20 protein-coding genes, 2 tRNA genes and 1 pseudogene are annotated in these 21,543 nt (G+C 55.2%); 17 read left to right on the top strand and 6 right to left on the bottom strand.

Features of this window, described 5'->3' with window-relative positions:
- The first annotated feature begins 54 nt into the window (after nt 1–54).
- Nucleotides 55–387, top strand: a complete 333-nt coding sequence (gene secG, locus BMW97_RS12835; RefSeq protein ID WP_023309338.1) for a preprotein translocase subunit SecG — start codon at nt 55–57, stop codon at nt 385–387.
- Between the two features lie 9 nt (nt 388–396).
- Nucleotides 397–483, top strand: a tRNA-Leu gene (locus tag BMW97_RS12830).
- A 186-nt stretch (nt 484–669) separates the two neighbouring features.
- On the opposite strand, the gene argG is transcribed toward BMW97_RS12830, so the two are convergent.
- On the bottom strand, nt 670–2,016 hold the full coding sequence (argG, locus tag BMW97_RS12825) for an argininosuccinate synthase (RefSeq protein WP_014833433.1): 1,347 nt from the start codon (nt 2,014–2,016) through the stop codon (nt 670–672).
- A gap of 287 nt (nt 2,017–2,303) precedes the next feature.
- Between argG and BMW97_RS12820 the strand changes: the two genes are divergently transcribed.
- The 12 genes and pseudogenes from BMW97_RS12820 to mtr all read left to right on the top strand — a co-directional run bounded on the left by BMW97_RS12820 (nt 2,304) and on the right by mtr (nt 15,988).
- Nucleotides 2,304–2,380: transfer RNA gene (locus BMW97_RS12820), tRNA-Met, on the top strand.
- Between the two features lie 207 nt (nt 2,381–2,587).
- Complete coding sequence (rimP, locus tag BMW97_RS12815) at nt 2,588–3,040, top strand: ribosome maturation factor RimP (RefSeq protein ID WP_014833432.1); 453 nt, start codon at nt 2,588–2,590, stop codon at nt 3,038–3,040.
- Nucleotides 3,041–3,068: 28 nt separating this feature from the next.
- Nucleotides 3,069–4,571 carry a transcription termination factor NusA gene (gene nusA, locus BMW97_RS12810; protein WP_003861798.1) on the top strand — a complete coding sequence of 501 codons (1,503 nt, stop codon included), beginning with the start codon at nt 3,069–3,071 and terminating at the stop codon, nt 4,569–4,571.
- A 24-nt stretch (nt 4,572–4,595) separates the two neighbouring features.
- Nucleotides 4,596–7,283 (top strand): translation initiation factor IF-2, encoded by a 2,688-nt coding sequence (gene infB / locus BMW97_RS12805; protein WP_045910098.1) that lies wholly within the window; start codon nt 4,596–4,598, stop codon nt 7,281–7,283.
- A gap of 89 nt (nt 7,284–7,372) precedes the next feature.
- Nucleotides 7,373–7,777 (top strand): 30S ribosome-binding factor RbfA, encoded by a 405-nt coding sequence (gene rbfA / locus BMW97_RS12800; RefSeq protein ID WP_003024988.1) that lies wholly within the window; start codon nt 7,373–7,375, stop codon nt 7,775–7,777.
- A complete protein-coding gene (gene truB, locus BMW97_RS12795; protein WP_045910097.1) occupies nt 7,777–8,727 on the top strand; it encodes a tRNA pseudouridine(55) synthase TruB in 951 nt (316 codons plus the stop codon). The genes rbfA and truB overlap by 1 nt, the downstream gene beginning before the upstream one ends.
- Nucleotides 8,728–8,881: 154 nt before the next feature.
- Complete coding sequence (gene rpsO / locus BMW97_RS12790; protein WP_003861789.1) at nt 8,882–9,151, top strand: 30S ribosomal protein S15; 270 nt, start codon at nt 8,882–8,884, stop codon at nt 9,149–9,151.
- A gap of 242 nt (nt 9,152–9,393) precedes the next feature.
- A pseudogene (gene pnp, locus BMW97_RS12785) lies at nt 9,394–11,590 on the top strand (polyribonucleotide nucleotidyltransferase).
- Between the two features lie 50 nt (nt 11,591–11,640).
- Entirely contained in the window at nt 11,641–12,525 is an 885-nt protein-coding gene (gene nlpI, locus BMW97_RS12780; RefSeq protein ID WP_008501476.1) for a lipoprotein NlpI, read from the top strand.
- 107 nt (nt 12,526–12,632) lie between these two features.
- Nucleotides 12,633–12,713, top strand: coding sequence for a protein YrbN (yrbN, locus tag BMW97_RS24420; protein WP_100122156.1), 81 nt, complete (start codon nt 12,633–12,635; stop codon nt 12,711–12,713).
- The gene (locus BMW97_RS12775) at nt 12,706–14,601 is read left to right on the top strand and encodes a DEAD/DEAH family ATP-dependent RNA helicase (RefSeq protein WP_048028855.1); all 1,896 of its coding nucleotides are present in this window, start codon (nt 12,706–12,708) and stop codon (nt 14,599–14,601) included. The genes yrbN and BMW97_RS12775 overlap by 8 nt, the downstream gene beginning before the upstream one ends.
- Before the next feature lie 142 nt (nt 14,602–14,743).
- Nucleotides 14,744–15,988 carry a tryptophan permease gene (gene mtr / locus BMW97_RS12770; RefSeq protein ID WP_008501478.1) on the top strand — a complete coding sequence of 415 codons (1,245 nt, stop codon included), beginning with the start codon at nt 14,744–14,746 and terminating at the stop codon, nt 15,986–15,988.
- 86 nt (nt 15,989–16,074) lie between these two features.
- On the opposite strand, the gene BMW97_RS12765 is transcribed toward mtr, so the two are convergent.
- From BMW97_RS12765 to BMW97_RS12755, 3 genes are all read right to left on the bottom strand, one after another.
- Entirely contained in the window at nt 16,075–17,082 is a 1,008-nt protein-coding gene (locus tag BMW97_RS12765; protein WP_023326163.1) for a luciferase-like monooxygenase, read from the bottom strand.
- 78 nt (nt 17,083–17,160) lie between these two features.
- Nucleotides 17,161–18,039 carry a U32 family peptidase gene (locus BMW97_RS12760; protein ID WP_045331007.1) on the bottom strand — a complete coding sequence of 293 codons (879 nt, stop codon included), beginning with the start codon at nt 18,037–18,039 and terminating at the stop codon, nt 17,161–17,163.
- Between the two features lie 7 nt (nt 18,040–18,046).
- Nucleotides 18,047–19,042: a ubiquinone anaerobic biosynthesis protein UbiU gene (locus BMW97_RS12755; RefSeq protein ID WP_045910094.1), complete on the bottom strand. Its 996-nt coding sequence runs from the start codon at nt 19,040–19,042 to the stop codon at nt 18,047–18,049.
- A gap of 211 nt (nt 19,043–19,253) precedes the next feature.
- Here BMW97_RS12755 and BMW97_RS12750 point away from each other — a divergent pair, with 211 nt between their 5' ends.
- Together BMW97_RS12750 and BMW97_RS12745 are read left to right on the top strand one after the other, a co-directional pair.
- Nucleotides 19,254–19,778, top strand: a complete 525-nt coding sequence (locus tag BMW97_RS12750; protein WP_045910093.1) for a ubiquinone anaerobic biosynthesis accessory factor UbiT — start codon at nt 19,254–19,256, stop codon at nt 19,776–19,778.
- Nucleotides 19,772–20,275 (top strand): GNAT family N-acetyltransferase, encoded by a 504-nt coding sequence (locus BMW97_RS12745; RefSeq protein ID WP_045910092.1) that lies wholly within the window; start codon nt 19,772–19,774, stop codon nt 20,273–20,275. Before BMW97_RS12750 ends, BMW97_RS12745 begins: the two co-directional genes overlap by 7 nt.
- Here BMW97_RS12745 and BMW97_RS12740 read toward each other — a convergent pair.
- The gene (locus BMW97_RS12740; protein WP_120247320.1) at nt 20,262–20,591 is read right to left on the bottom strand and encodes a GIY-YIG nuclease family protein; all 330 of its coding nucleotides are present in this window, start codon (nt 20,589–20,591) and stop codon (nt 20,262–20,264) included. The two genes, BMW97_RS12745 and BMW97_RS12740, sit on opposite strands and share 14 nt — an antisense overlap.
- Nucleotides 20,592–20,605: 14 nt before the next feature.
- Between BMW97_RS12740 and BMW97_RS12735 the strand changes: the two genes are divergently transcribed.
- Nucleotides 20,606–21,040, top strand: coding sequence for a YhbP family protein (locus tag BMW97_RS12735; protein WP_008501485.1), 435 nt, complete (start codon nt 20,606–20,608; stop codon nt 21,038–21,040).
- On the opposite strand, the gene BMW97_RS12730 is transcribed toward BMW97_RS12735, so the two are convergent.
- Nucleotides 21,020–21,538 carry a type 1 glutamine amidotransferase domain-containing protein gene (locus BMW97_RS12730; protein ID WP_023333577.1) on the bottom strand — a complete coding sequence of 173 codons (519 nt, stop codon included), beginning with the start codon at nt 21,536–21,538 and terminating at the stop codon, nt 21,020–21,022. The genes BMW97_RS12735 and BMW97_RS12730 overlap by 21 nt on opposite strands.
- Nucleotides 21,539–21,543: the final 5 nt, after the last annotated feature.

Below are 21,543 nucleotides of genomic sequence, written 5' to 3'. Positions count from 1 at the left end.
TGCTAATTGGTCGAAGCATTGGTATGCGGCAAATCCGCAAGGAACAGGTTGATTATGTACGAAGCTCTTTTAGTTGTTTTCCTTATTGTAGCCATCGCTCTCGTAGCGCTGATTATGCTGCAGCAAGGTAAAGGCGCTGATATGGGAGCCTCCTTCGGAGCAGGCGCTTCCGGTACGCTGTTTGGTTCAAGTGGTTCTGCGAACTTCATGACCCGCACTACGGCGATTCTGGCTACGCTGTTCTTCATCATCAGCCTGGTGCTTGGCAATATCAACAGCAACAAGACCAGCAAAGGAAGCGAGTGGGAAAACCTGAGCGCGCCAGCGAAAACTGAGCAGACTCAGCCAGCTGCACCGGCTAAGCCAACCAGCGATATCCCGCACTAAGTATTCTGTACCGAGGTGGTGGAATTGGTAGACACGCTACCTTGAGGTGGTAGTGCCCTAACGGGCTTGTGGGTTCGAGTCCCATCCTCGGTACCAATATTCCAGAAGAAAGACGTCGAAAGACGTCTTTTTTTTCGTCTGTAAATTATGTGTAGTTTTTCGTAGGCCCGGTAAGCGCAGCGCCACCGGGCAAAATGGCGGGTGGCGCTGCGCTTACCCGCCCTACGAAAGGCCAAATAAAAAAGGCGTCCCCAGGACGCCTTTTGCATGCTACATCAGCGATTATTTCTTATCGCTGTGCTCCAGGTTTTCAACCTGCGGCAGGCCGTTACCTGAACTGGCTGACAGCAAACCGTTCTCAACATAGTTGAACAGCTTTTCACGGGTATCGGTGATGTCCAGGTTACGCATGGTCAGCTGGCCAATACGATCGTCCGGTGAGAACACAGATTCACCTTTCTCCATGGTCAGACGCTCTGCTTTATAGGTCAGGTTGTCAGACACGGTGTTCAGAATGGAGTAGTCGTTACCGCGACGCAGTTCCAGGGTTACTTCACCGGTGATTGCACTCGCCACCCAACGCTGCAGCGCATCACGCAGCATCAGCGCCTGCGGATCGAACCAGCGGCCCTGATACAGCAGTTTGCCCAGCTGACGGCCGTGAGAGTGATACTGCTCAATGGTGTCTTCGTTGTGAATGCCGGTCAGCAAACGCTCGTAAGCGATGTGCAGCAGCGCCATCCCCGGGGCTTCATAGATACCACGGCTTTTCGCTTCGATGATACGGTTTTCAATCTGATCGCTCATGCCCAGACCATGACGACCGCCGATGCGGTTTGCTTCCAGCATCAGCTCCACATCGTCAGAGAAGGTTTTGCCGTTCAGCGCAACCGGATGACCGCGTTCGAAACGTACGGTCACTTCTTCTGCCGGGATCTTCACGTTCTCGTCCCAGAACTTCACGCCCATGATAGGGTTAACGATCTTCACGCTGGAGTTCAGGAATTCCAGGTCTTTCGCTTCGTGCGTCGCACCCAGCATGTTGGAGTCGGTGGAGTAAGCTTTCTCGACTGACATCTTATAGTCAAAACCGCAGGCGATCATAAACTCGGACATCTCATGACGACCACCCAGCTCGTCGATGAAGTCGGTATCCAGCCACGGTTTGTAAATCTGCAGTTCGGCGTTGGTCAGCAGGCCATAACGATAGAAACGTTCGATATCGTTTCCTTTATAGGTGCTGCCGTCACCCCAGATGTTAACGCCGTCTTCTTTCATGGCGGCAACCAGCATGGTGCCGGTCACCGCACGGCCCAGCGGAGTGGTGTTGAAATAGGTCAGGCCGCCGGTGGTGTTATGGAATGCACCACACTGAATCGCCGCGATACCTTCCGCGACCAGTTGCTTACGGCAGTCAATCAGGCGCGCGTTCTCTGCACCATACTCTTTCGCGCGACGAGGAATAGCATCATAATCGTCCTCATCCGGCTGACCCAGGTTCGCAGTATAGGCATACGGAACCGCTCCCTTCTGGCGCATCCACAGCAGTGCAGCGCTGGTATCCAGGCCACCTGAGAAAGCGATGCCAATACGTTGTCCTACCGGAAGATGCTTGAGAATCGTCGTCATAGAATAAAACCCTGCTTGATTGACTGATTAGAGACCGCTTTCGCTCTCTTGTGCATTTTTATGCAAAATAAGTGAGTATTCATTTAATCATCTTTTGGCGAAGACCGGAAGAGACTCGTGCGTTTTTTGTAAAAATTTTGGTCTGATCGATCTGGCGGAAGTCGCCTTGACAGGTGGGGTCAACTATCAATATACTAAACGCCGATTTTACGTCCCGTCTTCGGTACCAAATCCCAGCATTATTTGCAAATTCTGTCCAAAACGCGTAGAATTTGCCACGTTTCAGGCGCGGGGTGGAGCAGCCTGGTAGCTCGTCGGGCTCATAACCCGAAGGTCGTCGGTTCAAATCCGGCCCCCGCAACCACTTTCCCATAAAGTTCTTTTTCAAATATACTGTGAAGACTTAGAGCCTTCGTAGCTGGATTTGAAAAAATTCTTTAGGAAAGTGCTCCAGGCCACAGTTGTGGCTATAGGGTTCAGTTATCTAAAGCCCCGATTTATCGGGGTTTTTTGTTATCTGACTACAGAATAACTGGGCTTTACGCCCTTTTTTTATGTCTTGGGGGTGGGCTTGTCCACATTAGAGCAAAAATTAACAGAGATGATTACTGCACCGGTCGAAGCACTGGGCTACGAACTGGTCGGCATCGAATTCGTTCGCGGCCGTACATCGACGCTGCGCATCTATATTGATAGTGAAGATGGCATCAATGTTGATGATTGTGCTGATGTCAGCCACCAGGTGAGTGCGGTTCTTGATGTTGAAGACCCAATTACCGTTGCGTACAACCTGGAAGTTTCCTCACCTGGCCTCGATCGCCCGATGTTCACGGCCGAGCACTATGTGCGCTTTACCGGTGAAGAAGTGGCTCTCGTTCTGCGTATGGCCGTACAGAACCGCCGTAAATGGCAGGGAATTATCAAAGCCGTTGATGGTGAAATGATCACGGTGACAGTCGAAGGCAAAGATGAAGTGTTCGCGCTGAGTAATATCCAGAAGGCGAACCTGGTTCCCCACTTTTAACAGTCTGGATTGAGGTGAAAAGCCCGCGATGAACAAAGAAATTTTGGCTGTTGTTGAAGCCGTCTCCAACGAGAAATCACTGCCGCGTGAGAAGATTTTTGAAGCGCTGGAAAGTGCACTGGCTACAGCAACCAAGAAAAAATACGAACAAGAGATCGATGTTCGCGTAGAAATCGATCGTAAAAGCGGTGACTTCGATACATTCCGTCGTTGGGTAATCGTTGAAGAAGTGACCCAGCCGACCAAAGAGATCACGCTGGAAGCCGCCCGTTTTGAAGACGAAAGTCTGAACGTGGGTGACTACGTTGAAGATCAGATTGAATCTGTGACCTTCGACCGTATCACCACCCAGACCGCTAAACAGGTTATCGTGCAGAAAGTGCGCGAAGCCGAGCGCGCGCTGGTTGTCGATCAGTTCCGCGATCAGGAAGGCGAAATCATCACCGGCGTGGTGAAGAAAGTGAACCGCGACAACATCTCCCTGGAGATCAAATCCGAAGGGTTGCCGGGTAACGCTGAAGCCGTGATCCTGCGTGAAGATATGCTGCCGCGTGAAAACTTCCGCCCAGGCGACCGTATTCGCGGTGTTCTGTACGCCGTTCGTCCTGAAGCGCGTGGTGCACAGCTCTTCGTGACCCGTTCTAAACCAGAAATGCTGGTAGAACTGTTCCGTATCGAAGTACCGGAAATCGGTGAAGAAGTTATTGAGATTAAAGCGGCGGCTCGCGATCCGGGCTCCCGTGCGAAAATTGCGGTGAAAACCAACGACAAGCGTATCGACCCGGTCGGTGCTTGCGTCGGTATGCGCGGTGCGCGTGTCCAGGCAGTTTCTACTGAGCTGGGCGGCGAACGTATTGATATCGTTCTGTGGGATGACAACCCGGCGCAGTTCGTGATCAACGCAATGGCTCCGGCTGATGTGGCGTCTATCGTTGTTGACGAAGACAAACACACCATGGATATCGCTGTTGAAGCGGGCAACCTGGCGCAGGCAATCGGCCGTAACGGCCAGAACGTACGCCTGGCGTCACAGCTGAGCGGCTGGGAACTCAACGTTATGACCGTTGATGACCTGCAGGCTAAGCATCAGGCTGAAGCCCATGCGGCGATCGATACCTTCACGAAATACCTGGATATTGACGAAGACTTCGCCACTGTTCTGGTTGAAGAAGGTTTCTCTACGCTGGAAGAACTGGCCTATGTGCCAATGAAAGAGCTGCTGGAAATTGACGGTCTGGATGAACCAACCGTTGAAGCCCTGCGTGAACGCGCTAAAAACGCACTGACCACCCTGGCACTGGCTCAGGAAGAAAGCCTTGGCGATAAGAAGCCGGCTGATGACCTGCTGAATCTGGAAGGTCTTGATCGTGCGATTGCGTTCAAGCTGGCTGCCCGTGGTGTTTGTACGCTGGAAGATCTCGCTGAGCAAGGCGTTGATGACCTGGCTGATATCGAAGGTTTAACCGACGAGAAAGCCGGCGAGCTCATCATGGCCGCACGTAATATTTGCTGGTTCGGCGACGAAGCGTAATAAACTGTAGCAGGAAGGAACAGCATGACTGATGTAACTGTAAAATCGCTGGCTGCTGAGATTCAGACCTCCGTGGACCGCCTGGTACAGCAATTTGCTGATGCAGGGATCCCGAAGTCCGCTGATGACTCGGTGACCGCGCAAGAAAAACAAACCTTGTTAACGCACCTGAACCGTGAACACGGCTCTACGCCTGACAAGTTAACGCTGCAGCGCAAAACGCGTAGCACGTTAAACATCCCTGGTACCGGTGGCAAAAGCAAATCGGTACAAATTGAAGTCCGCAAGACGCGCACCTTTGTAAAACGTGATCCGCAAGAGGCAGAACGCCTTGCTGCGGAAGAGCAGGCACAGCGTGAAGCGGAAGAACAAGCTCAGCGTGAGGCGGAAGCAGCCGCCAAACGTGAAGCAGAATTAAAAGCTGAACGTGAGGCCGCAGAAAAAGCGAAACGCGACGCAAGTGATAAAGTGAAGCGTGACGCTGCGGAAAAAGACAAAGTGAGCAATCAACAGACAGACGAAATGACCAAAACCGCCCAGGCTGAAAAAGCCCGCCGTGAAAATGAAGCTGCCGAGCTGAAGCGTAAAGCGGAAGAAGAAGCCCGCCGTAAGCTGGAAGAAGAAGCTCGCCGCGTCGCCGAAGAAGCGCGTCGTATGGCTGAAGAAAATGAGAAGAACGGTGTTGATACCGCTGAGCAGTCTGAAGACACCAGCGACTATCACGTGACCACTTCTCAGCACGCACGTCAGGCTGAAGATGATAACGACCGTGAAGTAGAAGGCGGCCGTGGCCGTGGTCGTAATGCAAAAGCAGCGCGTCCGGCGAAAAAAGGTAACAAGCACGCTGAATCCAAAGCTGACCGTGAAGAAGCACGCGCGGCGGTTCGCGGTGGTAAAGGCGGCAAGCGTAAAGGTTCCGCTCTGCAGCAGGGCTTCCAGAAGCCGGCTCAGGCCGTTAACCGTGACGTTGTGATCGGCGAAACCATTACCGTTGGCGAACTGGCGAACAAGATGGCGGTTAAAGGCTCTCAGGTCATCAAAGCGATGATGAAGCTGGGCGCGATGGCAACCATCAACCAGGTGATCGATCAGGAAACTGCACAGCTGGTTGCGGAAGAGATGGGCCACAAAGTTATCCTGCGTCGTGAAAACGAGCTGGAAGAAGCAGTAATGAGCGACCGTGACACAGGTGCTGCGGCAGAACCGCGCGCACCGGTAGTGACCATCATGGGTCACGTTGACCACGGTAAGACCTCTCTGCTTGACTACATTCGCTCTACCAAGGTTGCCTCTGGCGAAGCGGGTGGTATTACCCAGCACATCGGTGCATACCACGTAGAAACTGACAACGGTATGATCACCTTCCTGGATACCCCGGGCCACGCCGCGTTTACCTCTATGCGTGCTCGTGGTGCTCAGGCGACGGATATCGTTGTTCTGGTTGTTGCGGCGGACGACGGCGTCATGCCGCAGACCATCGAAGCGATCCAGCACGCGAAAGCAGCCGGTGTGCCGGTTGTGGTTGCCGTGAACAAGATCGATAAGCCAGAAGCGGATCCCGATCGTGTTAAAAACGAACTCTCCCAGTACGGTATCCTGCCGGAAGAGTGGGGCGGCGAAAGCCAGTTCGTACACGTGTCTGCGAAAGCGGGTACCGGTATCGACGAACTGCTGGACGCGATCCTGCTGCAGGCCGAAGTTCTGGAGCTGAAAGCCATCCGTAACGGTATGGCGAGCGGTGCGGTTATCGAATCCTTCCTGGATAAAGGACGTGGCCCGGTTGCTACCGTTCTGGTTCGTGAAGGTACGCTGCATAAAGGCGATATCGTTCTGTGCGGTTTCGAATACGGTCGCGTTCGTGCGATGCGTAACGAACTGGGTCAGGAAGTGCTGGAAGCGGGTCCGTCCATTCCAGTGGAAATCCTGGGTCTGTCCGGTGTTCCGGCTGCTGGTGACGAAGTGACCGTTGTGCGTGACGAGAAGAAAGCGCGTGAAGTGGCACTGTATCGTCAGGGCAAATTCCGTGAAGTTAAACTGGCTCGTCAGCAGAAATCTAAACTCGAGAACATGTTTGCCAACATGACCGAGGGCGAAGTTCACGAAGTGAACATCGTGTTGAAAGCCGACGTTCAGGGCTCTGTGGAAGCGATCTCCGACTCCTTGCTGAAACTGTCTACCGACGAAGTGAAAGTGAAGATCATCGGTTCTGGCGTAGGTGGTATCACCGAAACCGACGCAACCCTGGCTGCTGCGTCCAACGCTATCCTGGTTGGCTTCAACGTTCGTGCGGATGCGTCTGCACGTAAAGTGATTGAATCCGAAAGTCTGGATCTGCGTTACTACTCCGTCATCTATAACCTGATCGACGAAGTGAAAGCAGCGATGAGCGGCATGCTGTCTCCTGAGCTGAAACAGCAGATCATCGGTCTGGCTGAAGTACGTGACGTGTTCAAATCACCGAAATTCGGTGCGATCGCGGGCTGTATGGTTACCGAAGGTAACATCAAGCGTCACAACCCAATCCGCGTACTGCGTGACAACGTGGTTATCTACGAAGGCGAGCTGGAATCCCTGCGCCGCTTCAAAGATGACGTTAACGAAGTCCGTAACGGCATGGAATGTGGTATCGGCGTGAAGAACTACAACGACGTTCGCGTTGGCGATATGATCGAAGTGTTCGAGATCATCGAAATTCAGCGTACCATCGCTTAATTACCGATTGTAAGCCGGGATCGCCTCGCGCCACCCGGCAATAATTTCAAAAAGGGGCTTTAGCCCCTTTTTTGTCTGGAGAATTTATTATGGCGAAAGAATTTGGTCGCCCTCAGCGCGTAGCGCAGGAAATGCAGAAAGAGATCGCACTCATTCTGCAACGTGAAATTAAAGACCCACGCGTCGGCATGATGACCACCGTTTCCGGTGTGGAAATGTCCCGTGACCTGGCCTATGCCAAAGTGTTCGTCACCTTCCTGAACGATCAGGACGAAGCCGCAGTGAAAAACGGCATCAAAGCGCTGCAGGAAGCGTCTGGTTTCATCCGCTCTCTGCTCGGCAAGGCGATGCGCCTGCGTATCGTGCCTGAACTGACCTTCTTCTACGACAACTCGCTGGTCGAAGGTATGCGTATGTCCAACCTGGTGACCAGCGTGGTTAAACATGACGATGAGCGCCGTGTTAACCCGGCGGACGACAGCAAGGAGGACTGATGAGTCGTCCTCGTCGTCGTGGTCGCGACGTGCATGGTGTGCTGCTGCTGGATAAACCCCAGGGCGCTTCCAGCAACGACGTGCTGCAGAAAGTTAAGCGTATTTATAACGCCAACCGTGCGGGCCACACCGGCGCGCTCGACCCGCTGGCAACCGGCATGCTGCCGGTCTGTCTGGGAGAGGCGACAAAATTTTCCCAGTACCTGCTCGACTCCGATAAGCGTTACCGCGTTATCGCTAAGCTGGGCCAGCGCACGGATACCTCCGACGCGGATGGTCAGGTCGTGGAGGAGCGTCCGGTGACGTTCAGCGCGGAGCAGCTTGATGCGGCGCTGGAGAGCTTCCGTGGGGATACGATGCAGGTACCGTCGATGTATTCGGCGCTGAAGTATCAGGGGAAAAAACTCTACGAATATGCGCGCCAGGGCATTGAGGTCCCGCGTGAAGCCCGTCCGATTACCGTGTATGAGCTGCTCTTTATTCGCCACGAAGGTGATGAGCTGGAGCTGGAAGTGCACTGTTCGAAAGGGACCTATATTCGCACCATCATCGACGACCTCGGTGAAAAGCTGGGCTGCGGCGCGCATGTGATTTACCTGCGTCGTCTGGCGGTGAGCAAGTATCCGGTGGAGCGGATGGTGACCCTGGAACATTTGCGCGAGCTGGTTGAACAGGCGGAAGCGCAGGGGATCGCGCCGGCAGATTTGCTGGATCCGCTGCTGATGCCGATGGACAGTCCGGCTGCGGACTTCCCGGTTGTTAATCTTCCTTTAACATCGTCCGTTTACTTTAAGAACGGCAACCCGGTTCGTACGGCGGATGCTCCGCTGGAAGGTCTGGTGCGCGTGACCGAAGGTGACGAAGGGAAATTCATCGGGATGGGCGAAATGGATGGCGAAGGGCGCGTTGCGCCGCGTCGTCTGGTCGTCGAATATCCGGTCGACGCGTGACGGTGATAACGGCTCACCTTGCGATAAGCAGGGGAGACGAGTAGAATATCGCCGCTTAACGCCTGGTAAATTGTTTAACAATCTGCGGGGCGTACATGGGATTGCTGAATTAGAGATCGGCATCCTTACATTCTTTATACTTTGGAGTTTGAAAATGTCTCTAAGCGTTGAAGCTAAAGCTAAAATCGTTTCTGAGTTTGGTCGTGGTACTAACGACAGCGGTTCTACCGAAGTTCAGGTTGCACTGCTGACTGCACAGATTAACCACCTGCAGGGTCACTTTGCAGAGCACAAAAAAGATCACCACAGCCGTCGTGGTCTGCTGCGTATGGTTTCTCAGCGTCGTAAACTGCTCGACTACCTGAAACGTAAAGATGTTGCACGCTACACCGCGCTGATCGAGCGTCTGGGTCTGCGTCGCTAATTCTTGCGAGTTTCAGAAAAGGGGGCCTGATGGCCCCTTTTTTCAAGCAGACGGCAGCAATTCACTGGAAACTATTGTATTGTTGCTATAAATGATCTTCATTGCAGAGGTTCGCGCGGCTAATGAGAGGCTTCACCCAGGGGGGTGTTGGTTGTCATTAGTCGCGAGGATGCGAAGAAGGTCGGGTCAAATCGACAGCACACCGGTGGTGTGCTGTCAAACATTTAAGAAAGGACAGAACTTTGCTGAATCCGATCGTTCGTAAATTCCAGTATGGTCAACATACCGTCACGCTGGAAACCGGCATGATGGCACGTCAGGCTACTGCTGCCGTTATGGTAAGCATGGATGACACCGCGGTATTCGTTACCGTTGTGGGCCAGAAAAAAGCTAAACCAGGTCAGGACTTCTTCCCGCTGACCGTTAACTACCAGGAGCGTACCTACGCTGCCGGTAAAATCCCGGGTGGCTTCTTCCGTCGTGAAGGCCGTCCAAGCGAAGGCGAAACCCTGATCGCGCGTCTGATTGACCGCCCGGTTCGTCCGCTGTTCCCGGAAGGCTTCGTTAACGAAGTACAGGTTATCGCGACCGTTGTTTCCGTTAACCCACAGGTTAACCCGGACATCGTGGCGATGATCGGTGCGTCCGCTGCCCTGTCACTGTCTGGTATTCCATTCAATGGCCCAATCGGTGCCGCGCGCGTCGGTTACATCAACGACCAGTACGTACTGAACCCAACTCAGGAAGAGCTGAAAGAAAGTAAGCTGGACCTGGTGGTTGCGGGTACTGAAGCCGCTGTGCTGATGGTTGAATCCGAAGCTGAACTGCTGAGCGAAGACCAGATGCTGGGTGCTGTGGTCTTCGGCCATGACCAGCAGCAGGTTGTTATCCAGAACATCAACGATCTGGTGAAAGAAGCCGGTAAACCACGTTGGGACTGGCAGCCAGAAGCAGCTAACGACGCACTGAATGCACGCGTTGCAGCTCTGGCAGAATCTCGTCTGAGCGATGCGTACCGCATCACTGACAAACAGGAGCGTTACGCTCAGGTTGACGTGATCAAGTCTGAAACTATCGCAACGCTGGTTGCTGAAGACGAAACGCTGGATGCTAACGAGCTGAGCGAAATTCTGCACGCTATCGAGAAAAACGTTGTTCGTAGCCGCGTTCTGGCAGGCGAGCCGCGTATCGATGGCCGTGAAAAAGACATGATCCGTGGTCTGGATGTGCGTACTGGCGTGCTGCCACGTACTCACGGTTCCGCGCTGTTCACCCGTGGCGAAACGCAGGCGCTGGTTACCGCGACCCTGGGTACGGCACGTGACGCACAGATCATCGACGAACTGATGGGCGAGCGTACTGACAGCTTCCTGTTCCACTACAACTTCCCTCCGTACTCCGTAGGCGAAACCGGTATGGTTGGCTCGCCGAAGCGTCGTGAAATTGGTCACGGTCGTCTGGCGAAGCGCGGCGTGCTGGCAGTCATGCCAGAAGCAGACAAATTCCCGTACACCGTACGTGTGGTGTCTGAAATCACCGAATCCAACGGTTCTTCTTCTATGGCTTCCGTGTGTGGTGCCTCTCTGGCGCTGATGGATGCAGGCGTGCCAATCAAAGCCGCCGTTGCGGGTATCGCAATGGGCCTGGTGAAAGAAGGCGACAACTATGTTGTTCTGTCTGACATTCTGGGCGACGAAGACCACCTGGGCGATATGGACTTCAAAGTGGCGGGTTCCCGCGACGGTATCTCTGCGCTGCAGATGGATATCAAAATTGAAGGTATCACCAAAGAGATCATGCAGGTTGCTCTGAACCAGGCTAAAGGTGCGCGTCTGCACATCCTGGGCGTGATGGAACAGGCTATCAACGCGCCACGCGGTGATATCTCTGAATTCGCACCGCGTATTCACACCATCAAGATCAATCCAGACAAGATCAAAGATGTTATCGGTAAGGGCGGTTCCGTAATCCGTGCGCTGACCGAAGAGACTGGCACCACCATCGAAATCGAAGATGACGGTACTGTGAAGATCGCAGCAACCGACGGCGAGAAAGCGAAATTCGCGATCCGTCGCATCGAAGAAATCACTGCAGAAATCGAAGTGGGCCGCGTCTATGCAGGTAAAGTGACCCGTATCGTTGACTTTGGCGCGTTCGTTGCCATCGGTGGCGGTAAAGAAGGTCTGGTTCACATCTCTCAGATCGCTGACAAGCGCGTTGAGAAAGTGACCGATTACCTGCAGATGGGTCAGGAAGTACCGGTTAAAGTTCTGGAAGTTGATCGCCAGGGCCGTATCCGTCTGAGCATTAAAGAAGCAACCGAGCAGTCTCAGCCAGCTGCTGCGCCAGAAGCACAGGCCGCAGAACAGCAAGGCGAGTAAGTTGCCATTTGCCCTCCGCTTTGCGGAGGGCCTATTATCAGGCAGGACGCCTTGTTAAGCCGCCGGGGGACAGGACGTTCATCCAATAGTTGTCTTCGGGAGTGGGAAATGAAGCCTTTTTTGCGCTGGTGTTTCGTTGCGACAGCTTTAACGCTGGCAGGATGCAGCAACTCTGCCTGGCGTAAGAGCGAAGTCCTCGCAGTGCCATTGCAACCGACTTTGCAGCAGGAAGTGATCCTGGCACGCATGGAACAAATACTTGCCAGTCGGGCTTTAACCGATGACGAACGCGCACAGCTTTTATATGAGCGCGGAGTGTTGTATGATAGTCTCGGTCTGAGGGCATTGGCGCGAAATGATTTTTCACAAGCGCTGGCTATCCGACCTGATATGCCTGAAGTATTCAATTACTTAGGCATTTATTTAACGCAGGCAGGCAATTTTGATGCTGCCTATGAAGCGTTTGATTCTGTACTTGAGCTTGATCCAACTTACAACTACGCGCACTTGAATCGCGGTATCGCATTGTATTACGGCGGTCGTGACAAGTTAGCGCAAGATGATCTGCTGGCGTTTTATCAAGACGATCCTAATGATCCTTTCCGTAGCCTGTGGCTTTACATCGTTGAGCGGAAGCTCGATGAGAAGCAGGCAAAAGAGGCACTGAAACAGCGCTTCGATAAATCGGACAAGGAACAGTGGGGATGGAACATTGTCGAGTTCTACCTGGGCAACATTAGCGAAGCAACGCTGATGGAACGCCTCAAGGCGGACGCAACGGATAACACCTCGCTCGCTGAGCATCTCAGTGAAACCAACTTCTATTTAGGTAAGTACTACCTAAGTCTGGGGGATAAGGACAGCGCTACGGCACTGTTCAAATTAGCGGTTGCTAACAACGTACACAACTTCGTTGAGCACCGTTATGCATTGTTGGAATTATCGCTCTTGGGCCAGGAGCAAGACGACCTGGCAGAATCGGACCAGCAATAGCTGACGACATAAACATCAGCCCGTAATCTTTTGATTGCCATCACCTTAACTGGTGAGGGCGTTGTTGTTCGTCAATACACCTACTTTGAGCCGGTTCACACTTTTCAATGAAAATTGCTAATCATTTTCACGATGAGCTAAGTAGACTGGCCGCCATTGACATTGAGGCACTCGTACTACATGGCTGAATTCGAAACCACTTTTGCAGATCTGGGCCTGAAGGCTCCTATCCTTGAAGCCCTTAACGATCTGGGTTACGAAAAACCATCTCCGATCCAGGCTGAGTGTATCCCACACCTGCTTTCTGGTCGTGACGTGCTGGGCATGGCCCAGACTGGTAGCGGTAAAACTGCAGCGTTCTCGCTGCCGCTGCTGAACAACATTGATCCGGACCTGCGTGCACCGCAGATCCTCGTTCTGGCTCCAACCCGTGAACTGGCTGTTCAGGTTGCAGAAGCCATGACGGAATTCTCTAAACATATGCGCGGCGTAAACGTGGTTGCCCTGTACGGCGGCCAGCGTTATGACGTGCAGTTACGCGCCCTGCGCCAGGGCCCACAGATTGTTGTCGGTACGCCGGGCCGTCTGCTGGATCACCTGAAGCGCGGTACCCTGGACCTCTCTAAACTGAGCGGTCTGGTACTGGATGAAGCAGATGAAATGCTGCGTATGGGCTTCATCGAAGACGTTGAAACCATTATGGCGCAGATCCCGGACGGTCATCAGACCGCGCTGTTCTCTGCAACCATGCCGGAAGCTATCCGTCGCATTACCCGCCGCTTCATGAAAGAGCCGCAGGAAGTGCGTATTCAGTCCAGCGTAACCACTCGCCCGGACATCAGCCAGAGCTACTGGTCTGTGTACGGCATGCGTAAAAACGAAGCGCTGGTACGTTTCCTGGAAGCGGAAGATTTTGATGCGGCGATTATCTTCGTTCGTACCAAAAACGCGACCCTGGAAGTGGCTGAAGCCCTGGAGCGTAGCGGCTACAACAGCGCAGCGCTGAACGGTGACATGAACCAGGCCCTGCGTGAGCAGACTCTGGAGCGTCTGAAAGACGGTCGTCTGGATATCCTGATTGCAACCGACGTGGCAGCACGTGGTCTGGACGTTGAGCGTATCAGCCTGGTTGTTAACTACGACATCCCGATGGATTCCGAGTCTTACGTTCACCGTATCGGCCGTACCGGTCGTGCGGGTCGTGCTGGCCGTGCGCTGCTGTTCGTTGAGAACCGCGAGCGTCGTCTGCTGCGTAACATCGAACGCACCATGAAGCTGACCATTCCAGAAGCGGACCTGCCAAACGCAGAGCTGCTGGGCAAACGCCGTCTGGAAAAATTCGCCGCCAAAGTACAGCAGCAGCTGGAAAGCAGCGATCTGGATCAGTACCGCGCGCTGCTGTCGCAGATTCAGCCTGTTGCTGAAGGCGAAGAGCTGGATATGGAAACCCTGGCTGCAGCACTGCTGAAAATGGCTCAGGGCGAACGTAGCCTGATCGTGCCACCAGATGCGCCGATGCGTCCTAAACGTGAATTCCGTGACCGTGACGATCGCTTCGAACGTCGTGGCGACCGTAACGATCGTGGCCCACGTGGTGACCGTCCAGAGCGTGGTGGTGAAGACCGTCCACGTCGTGAACGTCGCGACGCAGGTGACATGGAACTGTACCGCATTGAAGTGGGCCGTGATGATGGCGTTGAAGTTCGTCACATCGTTGGCGCGATCGCTAACGAAGGTGACATCAGCAGCCGTTACATCGGTAACATCAAGCTGTTCGCATCCCACTCTACCATCGAGCTGCCAAAAGGCATGCCGGGTGAAGTACTGCAGCACTTTACGCGTACCCGCATCCTGAACAAGCCGATGAACATGCAGCTGCTGGGCGATGCACAGCCACGTCCTGACCGTGGCGGCGAACGTCGTGGCGGTGGTCGCGGTTTCGGCGGCGAGCGTCGTGAAGGCGGTCGCAGCGAAGGTCGCGGTGGTGAAGGTCGTCGTTTCTCCGGCGAGCGCCGCGAAAGCCGTGGTCCACGTCGTGAAGAAGGCACCAGCCGTCGTCGTTTTGGTGACGCGTAAGCCTTACGCTTCTGACGTAAAGTAAAATATACAGCCCCGATACATGCTATCGGGGCTTTTTTTATTCCCTTTGTACTCTTGTACTGGTACAGTGCGTCACATTAAAATGCAGAACCGCATGATTGACTGGAGAAAAGGCTGTATGGCGACACTAACCACCACCCAAACGTCACCTTCGCTGCTTGGCGGCGTGGTGATCATCGGCGGAACCATTATAGGTGCCGGGATGTTCTCCCTGCCCGTGGTCATGTCCGGTGCGTGGTTCTTCTGGTCGCTGGCCGCGCTGGTCTTTACCTGGTTCTGTATGCTTCATTCCGGGCTGATGATCCTCGAAGCCAACCTGAACTACCGCATTGGCGCGAGCTTCGACACCATCACCAAAGACCTGCTGGGCAAAGGCTGGAACCTGGTGAACGGTCTGTCCATCGCGTTTGTGCTCTATATCCTGACCTACGCATATATTTCGGCGAGCGGTTCGATTCTGCATCACACCTTCTCTGAGATGTCGCTGAACGTTCCAGCGCGTCTGGCCGGGCTGTGCTTTGCGCTGGGCGTGGCGTTTATCGTCTGGATGAGTACCAAAGCGGTAAGCCGGATGACGGCAATCGTACTGGGCGCGAAGGTCATCACCTTCTTCCTGACCTTCGGCAGCCTGCTGGGGCACGTGACGCCCGCCACGCTGTTTAACGTTGCCGAAGTGAATACCTCCTATACGCCGTACCTGCTGATGACGCTGCCTTTCTGTCTGGCGTCGTTCGGCTACCACGGCAACGTGCCGAGCCTGATGAAGTACTACGGCAAAGATCCGCGCACCATTGTGAAGTGTCTGGTCTACGGCACGCTGCTGGCGCTGGCGCTGTACGTCATCTGGCTGCTCGGAACGATGGGCAACATCCCGCGCCCGGAATTTATCGGTATTGCGCAGAAGGGCGGTAACATTGACGTGCTGGTGCAGGCGCTGAGCGGCGTGCTGAACAGCCGCAGCCTGGATCTGCTGCTGGTTATCTTCTCTAACTTTGCGGTGGCGAGCTCTTTCCTCGGCGTGACGCTGGGCCTGTTTGACTACCTGGCGGATCTGTTCGGCTTTGATGATTCTGCGATGGGGCGCTTCAAAACCGCGCTGCTGACCTTCCTGCCGCCGATTGTGGGCGGCCTGCTGTGGCCGAATGGCTTCCTGTACGCGATCGGCTATGCCGGACTGGCGGCAACCATCTGGGCGGCAATAGTGCCCGCGCTGCTGGCGCGTAAATCACGTAAACGCTTCGGTAGCCCGAAATTCCGCGTTTGGGGCGGTAAGCCGATGATTGCGCTGATCCTGGTGTTCGGCGCTGGCAATGCCCTGGTACACGTGCTGTCGAGTTTTAATCTGTTGCCGGTGTACCAGTAAACATTTTGTGCCGGATGGCGGCTACGCCTTATCCGGCCTACGCGTCCCCGTAGGCCTGGTAAGCGAAGCGCCACCTGGCAAAAAGGCTACCCCACCAACTCCTCTTTCACCTGCATGGCTAAATCAAACGAGTGCAAACGCGCCTGGTGATCGAAAATCTGGCCGTTAACCATAATTTCATCCGCCTGCGTTTCACGCAGTACCGCCTCCAGTCCGTGACGCACTTTCGCTTTATCGCCTACCAGCGACATGCTCAGCGCCTGCTGAACGCCATACTGCTCTGAAGCTGACCACAGCTGATGCATATTCTCCACCGGTGGCGGAAGCTGGCCCGTCTCCCCGCGACGCAGCTTCACAAACGCCTGCTGCATGGAGGTGAACAGGAATTCCGCGTCGCGATTGCTGTCGGCAGCAATGATGTTGATACACACCATCGCGTACGGTTTCTCCAGACGCTCGGACGGTTTGAAGTGCGTACGGTAAAGATGCAGCGCCTGATGCAACATATCCGGCGCGAAATGGGAGGCAAACGCAAACGGCAGCCCCAGCTGTGCGGCGAGCTGCGCGCTGTAGAGGCTTGAGCCCAACAGCCATACCGGGATCTTCTCGCCGTAACCCGGTACCGGGCGCACGTGCGGGTTCGGGTCACGCGCGTCGAACCAGTCCACCAGTTCGGCCACGTCGCGTGGGAAGTTATCAATATCGCCGCTCATATGGCGACGCAGGGCGCGCATGGTCGGCTGGTCGCTGCCGGGCGCACGGCCAAGCCCCAAATCGATACGGCCAGGATAGAGGGTATTCAGCGTGCCGAACTGCTCGGCGATCACCAGCGGGGCGTGGTTCGGCAGCATCACGCCGCCGGAGCCCAGGTGCAGCGTGGTGGTATTTGCCGCCAGATAACCAATCAGTACCGAGGTGGCGGCGCTGGCAATGCCCACCATGTTGTGGTGTTCGGCCAGCCAGTAGCGGTGATAGCCACGCTTTTCGGCCAGCTGAGCCAGATCCAGAGAGTGCGAAAAGGCTTCTCTCGCCGAGGAGCCTTGTGGGATCGGCGCCAGATCCAGCACCGAAAACGGAAGGGTTTTGTCAGTCATAACAGCTCACTTTGTCGACGGTGAATCTTTAATACTGCATTAAAAAATGATAACCGTTGTTAACAAAGTGAGCCTTTTTTAGGCCTGAAGTTCCAGCCCGGCCAGGCGCTTCCAGTAGCCGTTACAGTCGCTGTTCGCCGTCAGCGGCAGCGGAGCGGCACCGTTTTCGTTGGCGCGGAAGGCATCCAGCATCGCGAACACGCCGTTATCGAGCGGCGACAGGCGCACCATATCTACCAGCCCGTCCATCGACGCCAGCTCGTTGCCGAGGTTATAGACATAGCCGCTCATGGTCTGAATACCGTTGAGAACAAACACCTGCTGGTTCTCCTGCGACAGCATGCTGCGCCCGTTCGGGTACTTAATGCAGCAGGTTTCGCACTCGTCTTTCGGACGATCTTCCGAGCGTGCGGTAAAGCAGCGGGCGGAATAGGCCAGCGGCAGATGCCCGTAGCTCAGCACTTCCACTTCAAACTTGTTGCGAATACCCAGCTCTTCGCACTGCGTGAGCAGGTTTGCCAGCCAGTCGCGGGAGAGTTCAACCGGCATGCACCAGCGCGTCATGCCCTGTTTGAGCAGCAGGCGCAGGGTCACGGCGTTGTAGCAGTTCAGGGCATGGCCCGCGACAAACGGCAGCCTGCGTTCGGCGCACATGTTCACCACGCCGAGATCGCTCGCTTCCAACAGGAACTCGCCGTTCTCTACGTAGCGCTTCAGCTCACCCAGTTCGGAAGAGGCCTGCACCAGCGCAAGCGTGGAGAGCACCACCTGCTTGCCGCTGCCGGCCAGGCTTTTCGCCATCTCCAGCCAGTCGCCCACTTTGGTGGCGCGGCGCTTGCTGCACACCGCCTCGCCGAGGTAAATCACATCGGCGCTGCTGGTGGCGGCCTGTTGGTAAAAGTCTTCCAGCGTCTCTTTTGGCCAGTAGTAGAGCACCGGCCCTAATGAATATTTCATGATTTTCTCACTGCCATTTACGGTGATACGCGCCCAGCGTGGTTTGCGTGCCTTCGGACATCGATCCGAGCGTCTCCATCCAGGCCTGCTGCGGAGCGTAGTTCTGCGGGTCCGCCATGCAGCGGTCGATGGCCTGACGCCACACTTTCGCCACCTGGCTCACGTAGGCCGGGCTACGCTGACGACCTTCGATTTTCACCGAGGCAATATTGGCCGCCAGCAGTTCCGGCAGCAGCTCCAGCGTGTTGAGGCTGGTGGGCTCTTCCAGGGCGTGGTAACACTCGCCGTCGACCAGATAGCGGCCTTTACACAGGGTGGGATAACCAGCGTTTTCACCGTCCTGATAGCGGTCGATCAGCACCTCATTCAGGCGGGATTCCAGCCCCTGCGGCGTTTGCTGCCAGCGGACAAAGCGGGCAGGGGAGCAGGCCCCGACGGTATTTGGCGACTCGCCGGTCAGATACGAGGAAAGATAGCAACGGCCTTCGGCCATAATGCACAGGCTGCCAAAGGCAAAAACTTCCAGCGGCACTGGCGTGACGCGTGCGAGTTGCTTAACCTGATGAATAGAGAGCACGCGCGGCAGCACCACGCGGGCCACGTCAAAGTTTCGGTGATAAAAACGCACGGCCTCTTCGTTGGTGGCAGATGCCTGAACAGAGACGTGGCGCTCAATATGGGGATAGCGTTCTGCCGCATACTCAAGCATGGCGAGGTCGGCCAGAATCAGCGCATCGGCACCCAGTTGTGCCGCCATATCCACCGCGCGCTGCCAGCGGGCGTACCCGTCAGGATGAGCAAAGGTATTGATGGCGATATGCAGCTTGCGGCGGTGCTGGTGAACGAAGTTAACGGCTTCCTGAAGCTTTTTCTCCGTAAAGTTGAGGCCAGCAAAATGGCGGGCATTGGTGTCATCTTTCAGCCCGATATAGACCGCATCGGCCCCATTTTCGATGGCCGCCTTAAGCGCCGGAAGGTTTCCGGCAGGGCAGAGCAGCTCCATAATTTATCCTGATGTTGTCGATCGCAAAAATGTTAACGAGCTGGGATTTTAATTAACCCATACGCGACAATTTTTGATTTAAGGCAGCTAATGGCGTATTGATGGCACCAATAATGAGGTTGTCCGGACGACGGTTTGTTGATTTACGCCGCTATGTTGTGCGTCGGATATGGCAAAATAGCATGACTATAGATATCAGGGAGTAAAGCTCGTGCTGGATAAACTGCGTTCACGTCTCGTACAATTTGGCCCATCAATGCTGAGCGTGCCGGTCAAGCTGGCGCCGTTCGCGCTTAAACGTCAGGTGCTGGAGCAGGTCCTGAGCTGGCAGTTCCGCCAGGCGCTGCAGGATGGCGAGCTGGAATTCCTGGAAGGCCGCTGGTTGAGCATTGAAGTGCGTGACATCGGGCTGCGTTGGTTTACCTCCGTTGAGAATGACCAGCTGATCGTCCGCGAAACCGCCGAGGCGGACGTGAGCTTTAGCGCCAACGCCAGCGATCTGCTGATGATCGCCGCGCGTAAACAGGATCCGGATACGCTCTTCTTCCAGCGCCGTCTGGTGATTGAAGGCGACACGGAGCTGGGCCTGTACGTGAAGAATTTAATGGATGCCATTGAGCTGGAGCAGATGCCGAAAGCGCTGCGCGTGATGTTGATGCAAATGGCAGATTTCGTTGAGGCCGGGCTGAAAGCCCCGCCGGACAGTAAACACACTTCAGTAGGTGAGCCATGCTGATTCGAGTCGAAATAGGGATTGATGCGCCGGGGATCGATGCGCTGCTGCGCCGTGCTTTCGCGAGCGATGCCGAAGCCCAGCTGGTCCACGATCTCCGCGAAGACGGTCTGATTACGCTGGGGCTGGTCGCCACCGATGACGAAGGTCAGGTGGTGGGCTATGTTGCCTTCAGTCCTGTCACCGTTCAGGGCGAAGAGCTGCAGTGGGTCGGTATGGCGCCGCTGGCGGTGGATGAAAACTATCGCGGGCAGGGGTTGGCGCGTCAGCTGGTCTATGAAGGGCTGGATTCGCTCAATGAGTTCGGTTATGCGGCCGTTGTTGCGCTGGGCGATCCGGCGTTCTATGGCCGTTTAGGCTTCGAGCAGGCCGCGCATTACGATCTGCGCTGCCGCTGGCCGGGTACGGAATCCGCGTTCCAGGTGCACCGTCTGGCGGACGACGCGCTCAACGGCGTCAATGGCCTGGTCGAGTACCACGACCATTTCAATCGCTTTTAATCAGGCTCTCGCGTAGCGCCTCAAAGGAGCCGTCTCCGGTCACGAGGCGCTCTTTCTGGCGCTTCGTCAGCTGTTTGATGCGGTATTCCAGCTTGAGCGCCAGCGATCGGTCACCGACGGGCGCCGAAAAGGCGAGCTGTAATTCCCCTTTCCCTCGCAGCGCTTTTGCCCCTTTCCCCGTTTGATGTTGTAAAAAACGCCGCGCCACATCGGTGGTTATTCCGGTGTAGAGTGCGTTATCAGCGGTTCGGACGAGATAGAGAAACCAGCACACGGTAAACAGATTCAGTATGTTAAGGTGAACGCACCATAGCATGAGAGAGAACGAAAATGGAAACACTGGCAGCCATCAACCGCTGGCTGGCGAAGCAGCACGTCGTCACCTGGTGCGTCTACAGCGAGGGTGAGATGTGGTGCGCAAACGCGTTTTACTACTACGATCCGGAGCGCGTCGCGTTTTATGTCATGAGTGAAGACAAAACGCGTCATGCGCAGATGACCGGCCAGCAGGCGAAGGTCGCGGGCACGGTGAATGGCCAGCCGAAAACGGTCGCGCTGATCCGTGGAGTACAGTTTAAAGGGGAAATCCGTCGTCTGGACGGAGAAGAAAGCGACGCGCGTCGTAAGCACTACACGCGCCGCTTTCCGGTTGCCGCTGCGCTAAAAGCCCCGGTGTGGGAAATCCGGCTCGATGAGCTGAAATTTACCGACAACACCCTGGGCTTCGGCAAGAAGCTGCACTGGCTACGCGCCGAGCAGGCGTAGCGCTTCGCGGTTAAACGCCGGGAGATCGTCCGGGGTCCGGCTGGTGATCAGCTGGTCTTTGTCGTTGACCACCTCCTGATCGTAAAACTCGGCCCCCGCGTTTTTCAGATCGATAACGATCGGTTTCACCGCCGTGAGCTTACGCCCGCGGACAACCTCCGCGCTGATGAGCAACTGCGGGCCGTGACAGATGGCAAAGACCGGTTTGCCGGTAGAGACAAAGTCCCGGGTGAAGGTCACGAACCGCTCGTCTCCGCGCAGGGAATCCGGTGAATGGCCGCCGGGTAACAGCAGGGCGTCAAAATCGGAGGGGCTAACGTTATCGATGGTCTCATCAATGGTTACGGTCGCCTCGCCCTTATGACCTGTCACCGTTTTGCCCGCTTCTTTCTCGATGGTGATGACCTCATGTCCCGCCTTGCGGAATGCCTCCGCAGGAGAGGTGAATTCTGAATCTTCAAACTCGTCGGTAATCAAGACTGCGATTTTCTTGCCCATGCTTC

Origin of the sequence: Enterobacter sp. NFIX58, assembly GCF_900110475.1 — a bacterium.
Taxonomy (GTDB): Bacteria; Pseudomonadota; Gammaproteobacteria; order Enterobacterales; family Enterobacteriaceae; genus Enterobacter; species Enterobacter quasiroggenkampii.
This window is presented reverse-complemented; position numbering and strand designations above follow the sequence as displayed.

Bases quoted from the DNA above. Each gene is read 5' to 3' on its own strand.
- secG (WP_023309338.1), top strand. From the start codon at position 55: ATGTACGAAGCTCTTTTAGTTGTTTTCCTTATTGTAGCCATCGCTCTC.
- argG (WP_014833433.1), bottom strand. From the start codon at position 2,016: ATGACGACGATTCTCAAGCATCTTCCGGTAGGACAACGTATTGGCATC.
- nusA (WP_003861798.1), top strand. From the start codon at position 3,069: ATGAACAAAGAAATTTTGGCTGTTGTTGAAGCCGTCTCCAACGAGAAA.
- infB (WP_045910098.1), top strand. From the start codon at position 4,596: ATGACTGATGTAACTGTAAAATCGCTGGCTGCTGAGATTCAGACCTCC.
- rbfA (WP_003024988.1), top strand. From the start codon at position 7,373: ATGGCGAAAGAATTTGGTCGCCCTCAGCGCGTAGCGCAGGAAATGCAG.
- truB (WP_045910097.1), top strand. From the start codon at position 7,777: ATGAGTCGTCCTCGTCGTCGTGGTCGCGACGTGCATGGTGTGCTGCTG.
- rpsO (WP_003861789.1), top strand. From the start codon at position 8,882: ATGTCTCTAAGCGTTGAAGCTAAAGCTAAAATCGTTTCTGAGTTTGGT.
- nlpI (WP_008501476.1), top strand. From the start codon at position 11,641: ATGAAGCCTTTTTTGCGCTGGTGTTTCGTTGCGACAGCTTTAACGCTG.
- yrbN (WP_100122156.1), top strand. From the start codon at position 12,633: ATGAAAATTGCTAATCATTTTCACGATGAGCTAAGTAGACTGGCCGCC.
- BMW97_RS12775 (WP_048028855.1), top strand. From the start codon at position 12,706: ATGGCTGAATTCGAAACCACTTTTGCAGATCTGGGCCTGAAGGCTCCT.
- mtr (WP_008501478.1), top strand. From the start codon at position 14,744: ATGGCGACACTAACCACCACCCAAACGTCACCTTCGCTGCTTGGCGGC.
- BMW97_RS12765 (WP_023326163.1), bottom strand. From the start codon at position 17,082: ATGACTGACAAAACCCTTCCGTTTTCGGTGCTGGATCTGGCGCCGATC.
- BMW97_RS12760 (WP_045331007.1), bottom strand. From the start codon at position 18,039: ATGAAATATTCATTAGGGCCGGTGCTCTACTACTGGCCAAAAGAGACG.
- BMW97_RS12755 (WP_045910094.1), bottom strand. From the start codon at position 19,042: ATGGAGCTGCTCTGCCCTGCCGGAAACCTTCCGGCGCTTAAGGCGGCC.
- BMW97_RS12745 (WP_045910092.1), top strand. From the start codon at position 19,772: ATGCTGATTCGAGTCGAAATAGGGATTGATGCGCCGGGGATCGATGCG.
- BMW97_RS12740 (WP_120247320.1), bottom strand. From the start codon at position 20,591: ATGCTATGGTGCGTTCACCTTAACATACTGAATCTGTTTACCGTGTGC.
- BMW97_RS12735 (WP_008501485.1), top strand. From the start codon at position 20,606: ATGGAAACACTGGCAGCCATCAACCGCTGGCTGGCGAAGCAGCACGTC.
- BMW97_RS12730 (WP_023333577.1), bottom strand. From the start codon at position 21,538: ATGGGCAAGAAAATCGCAGTCTTGATTACCGACGAGTTTGAAGATTCA.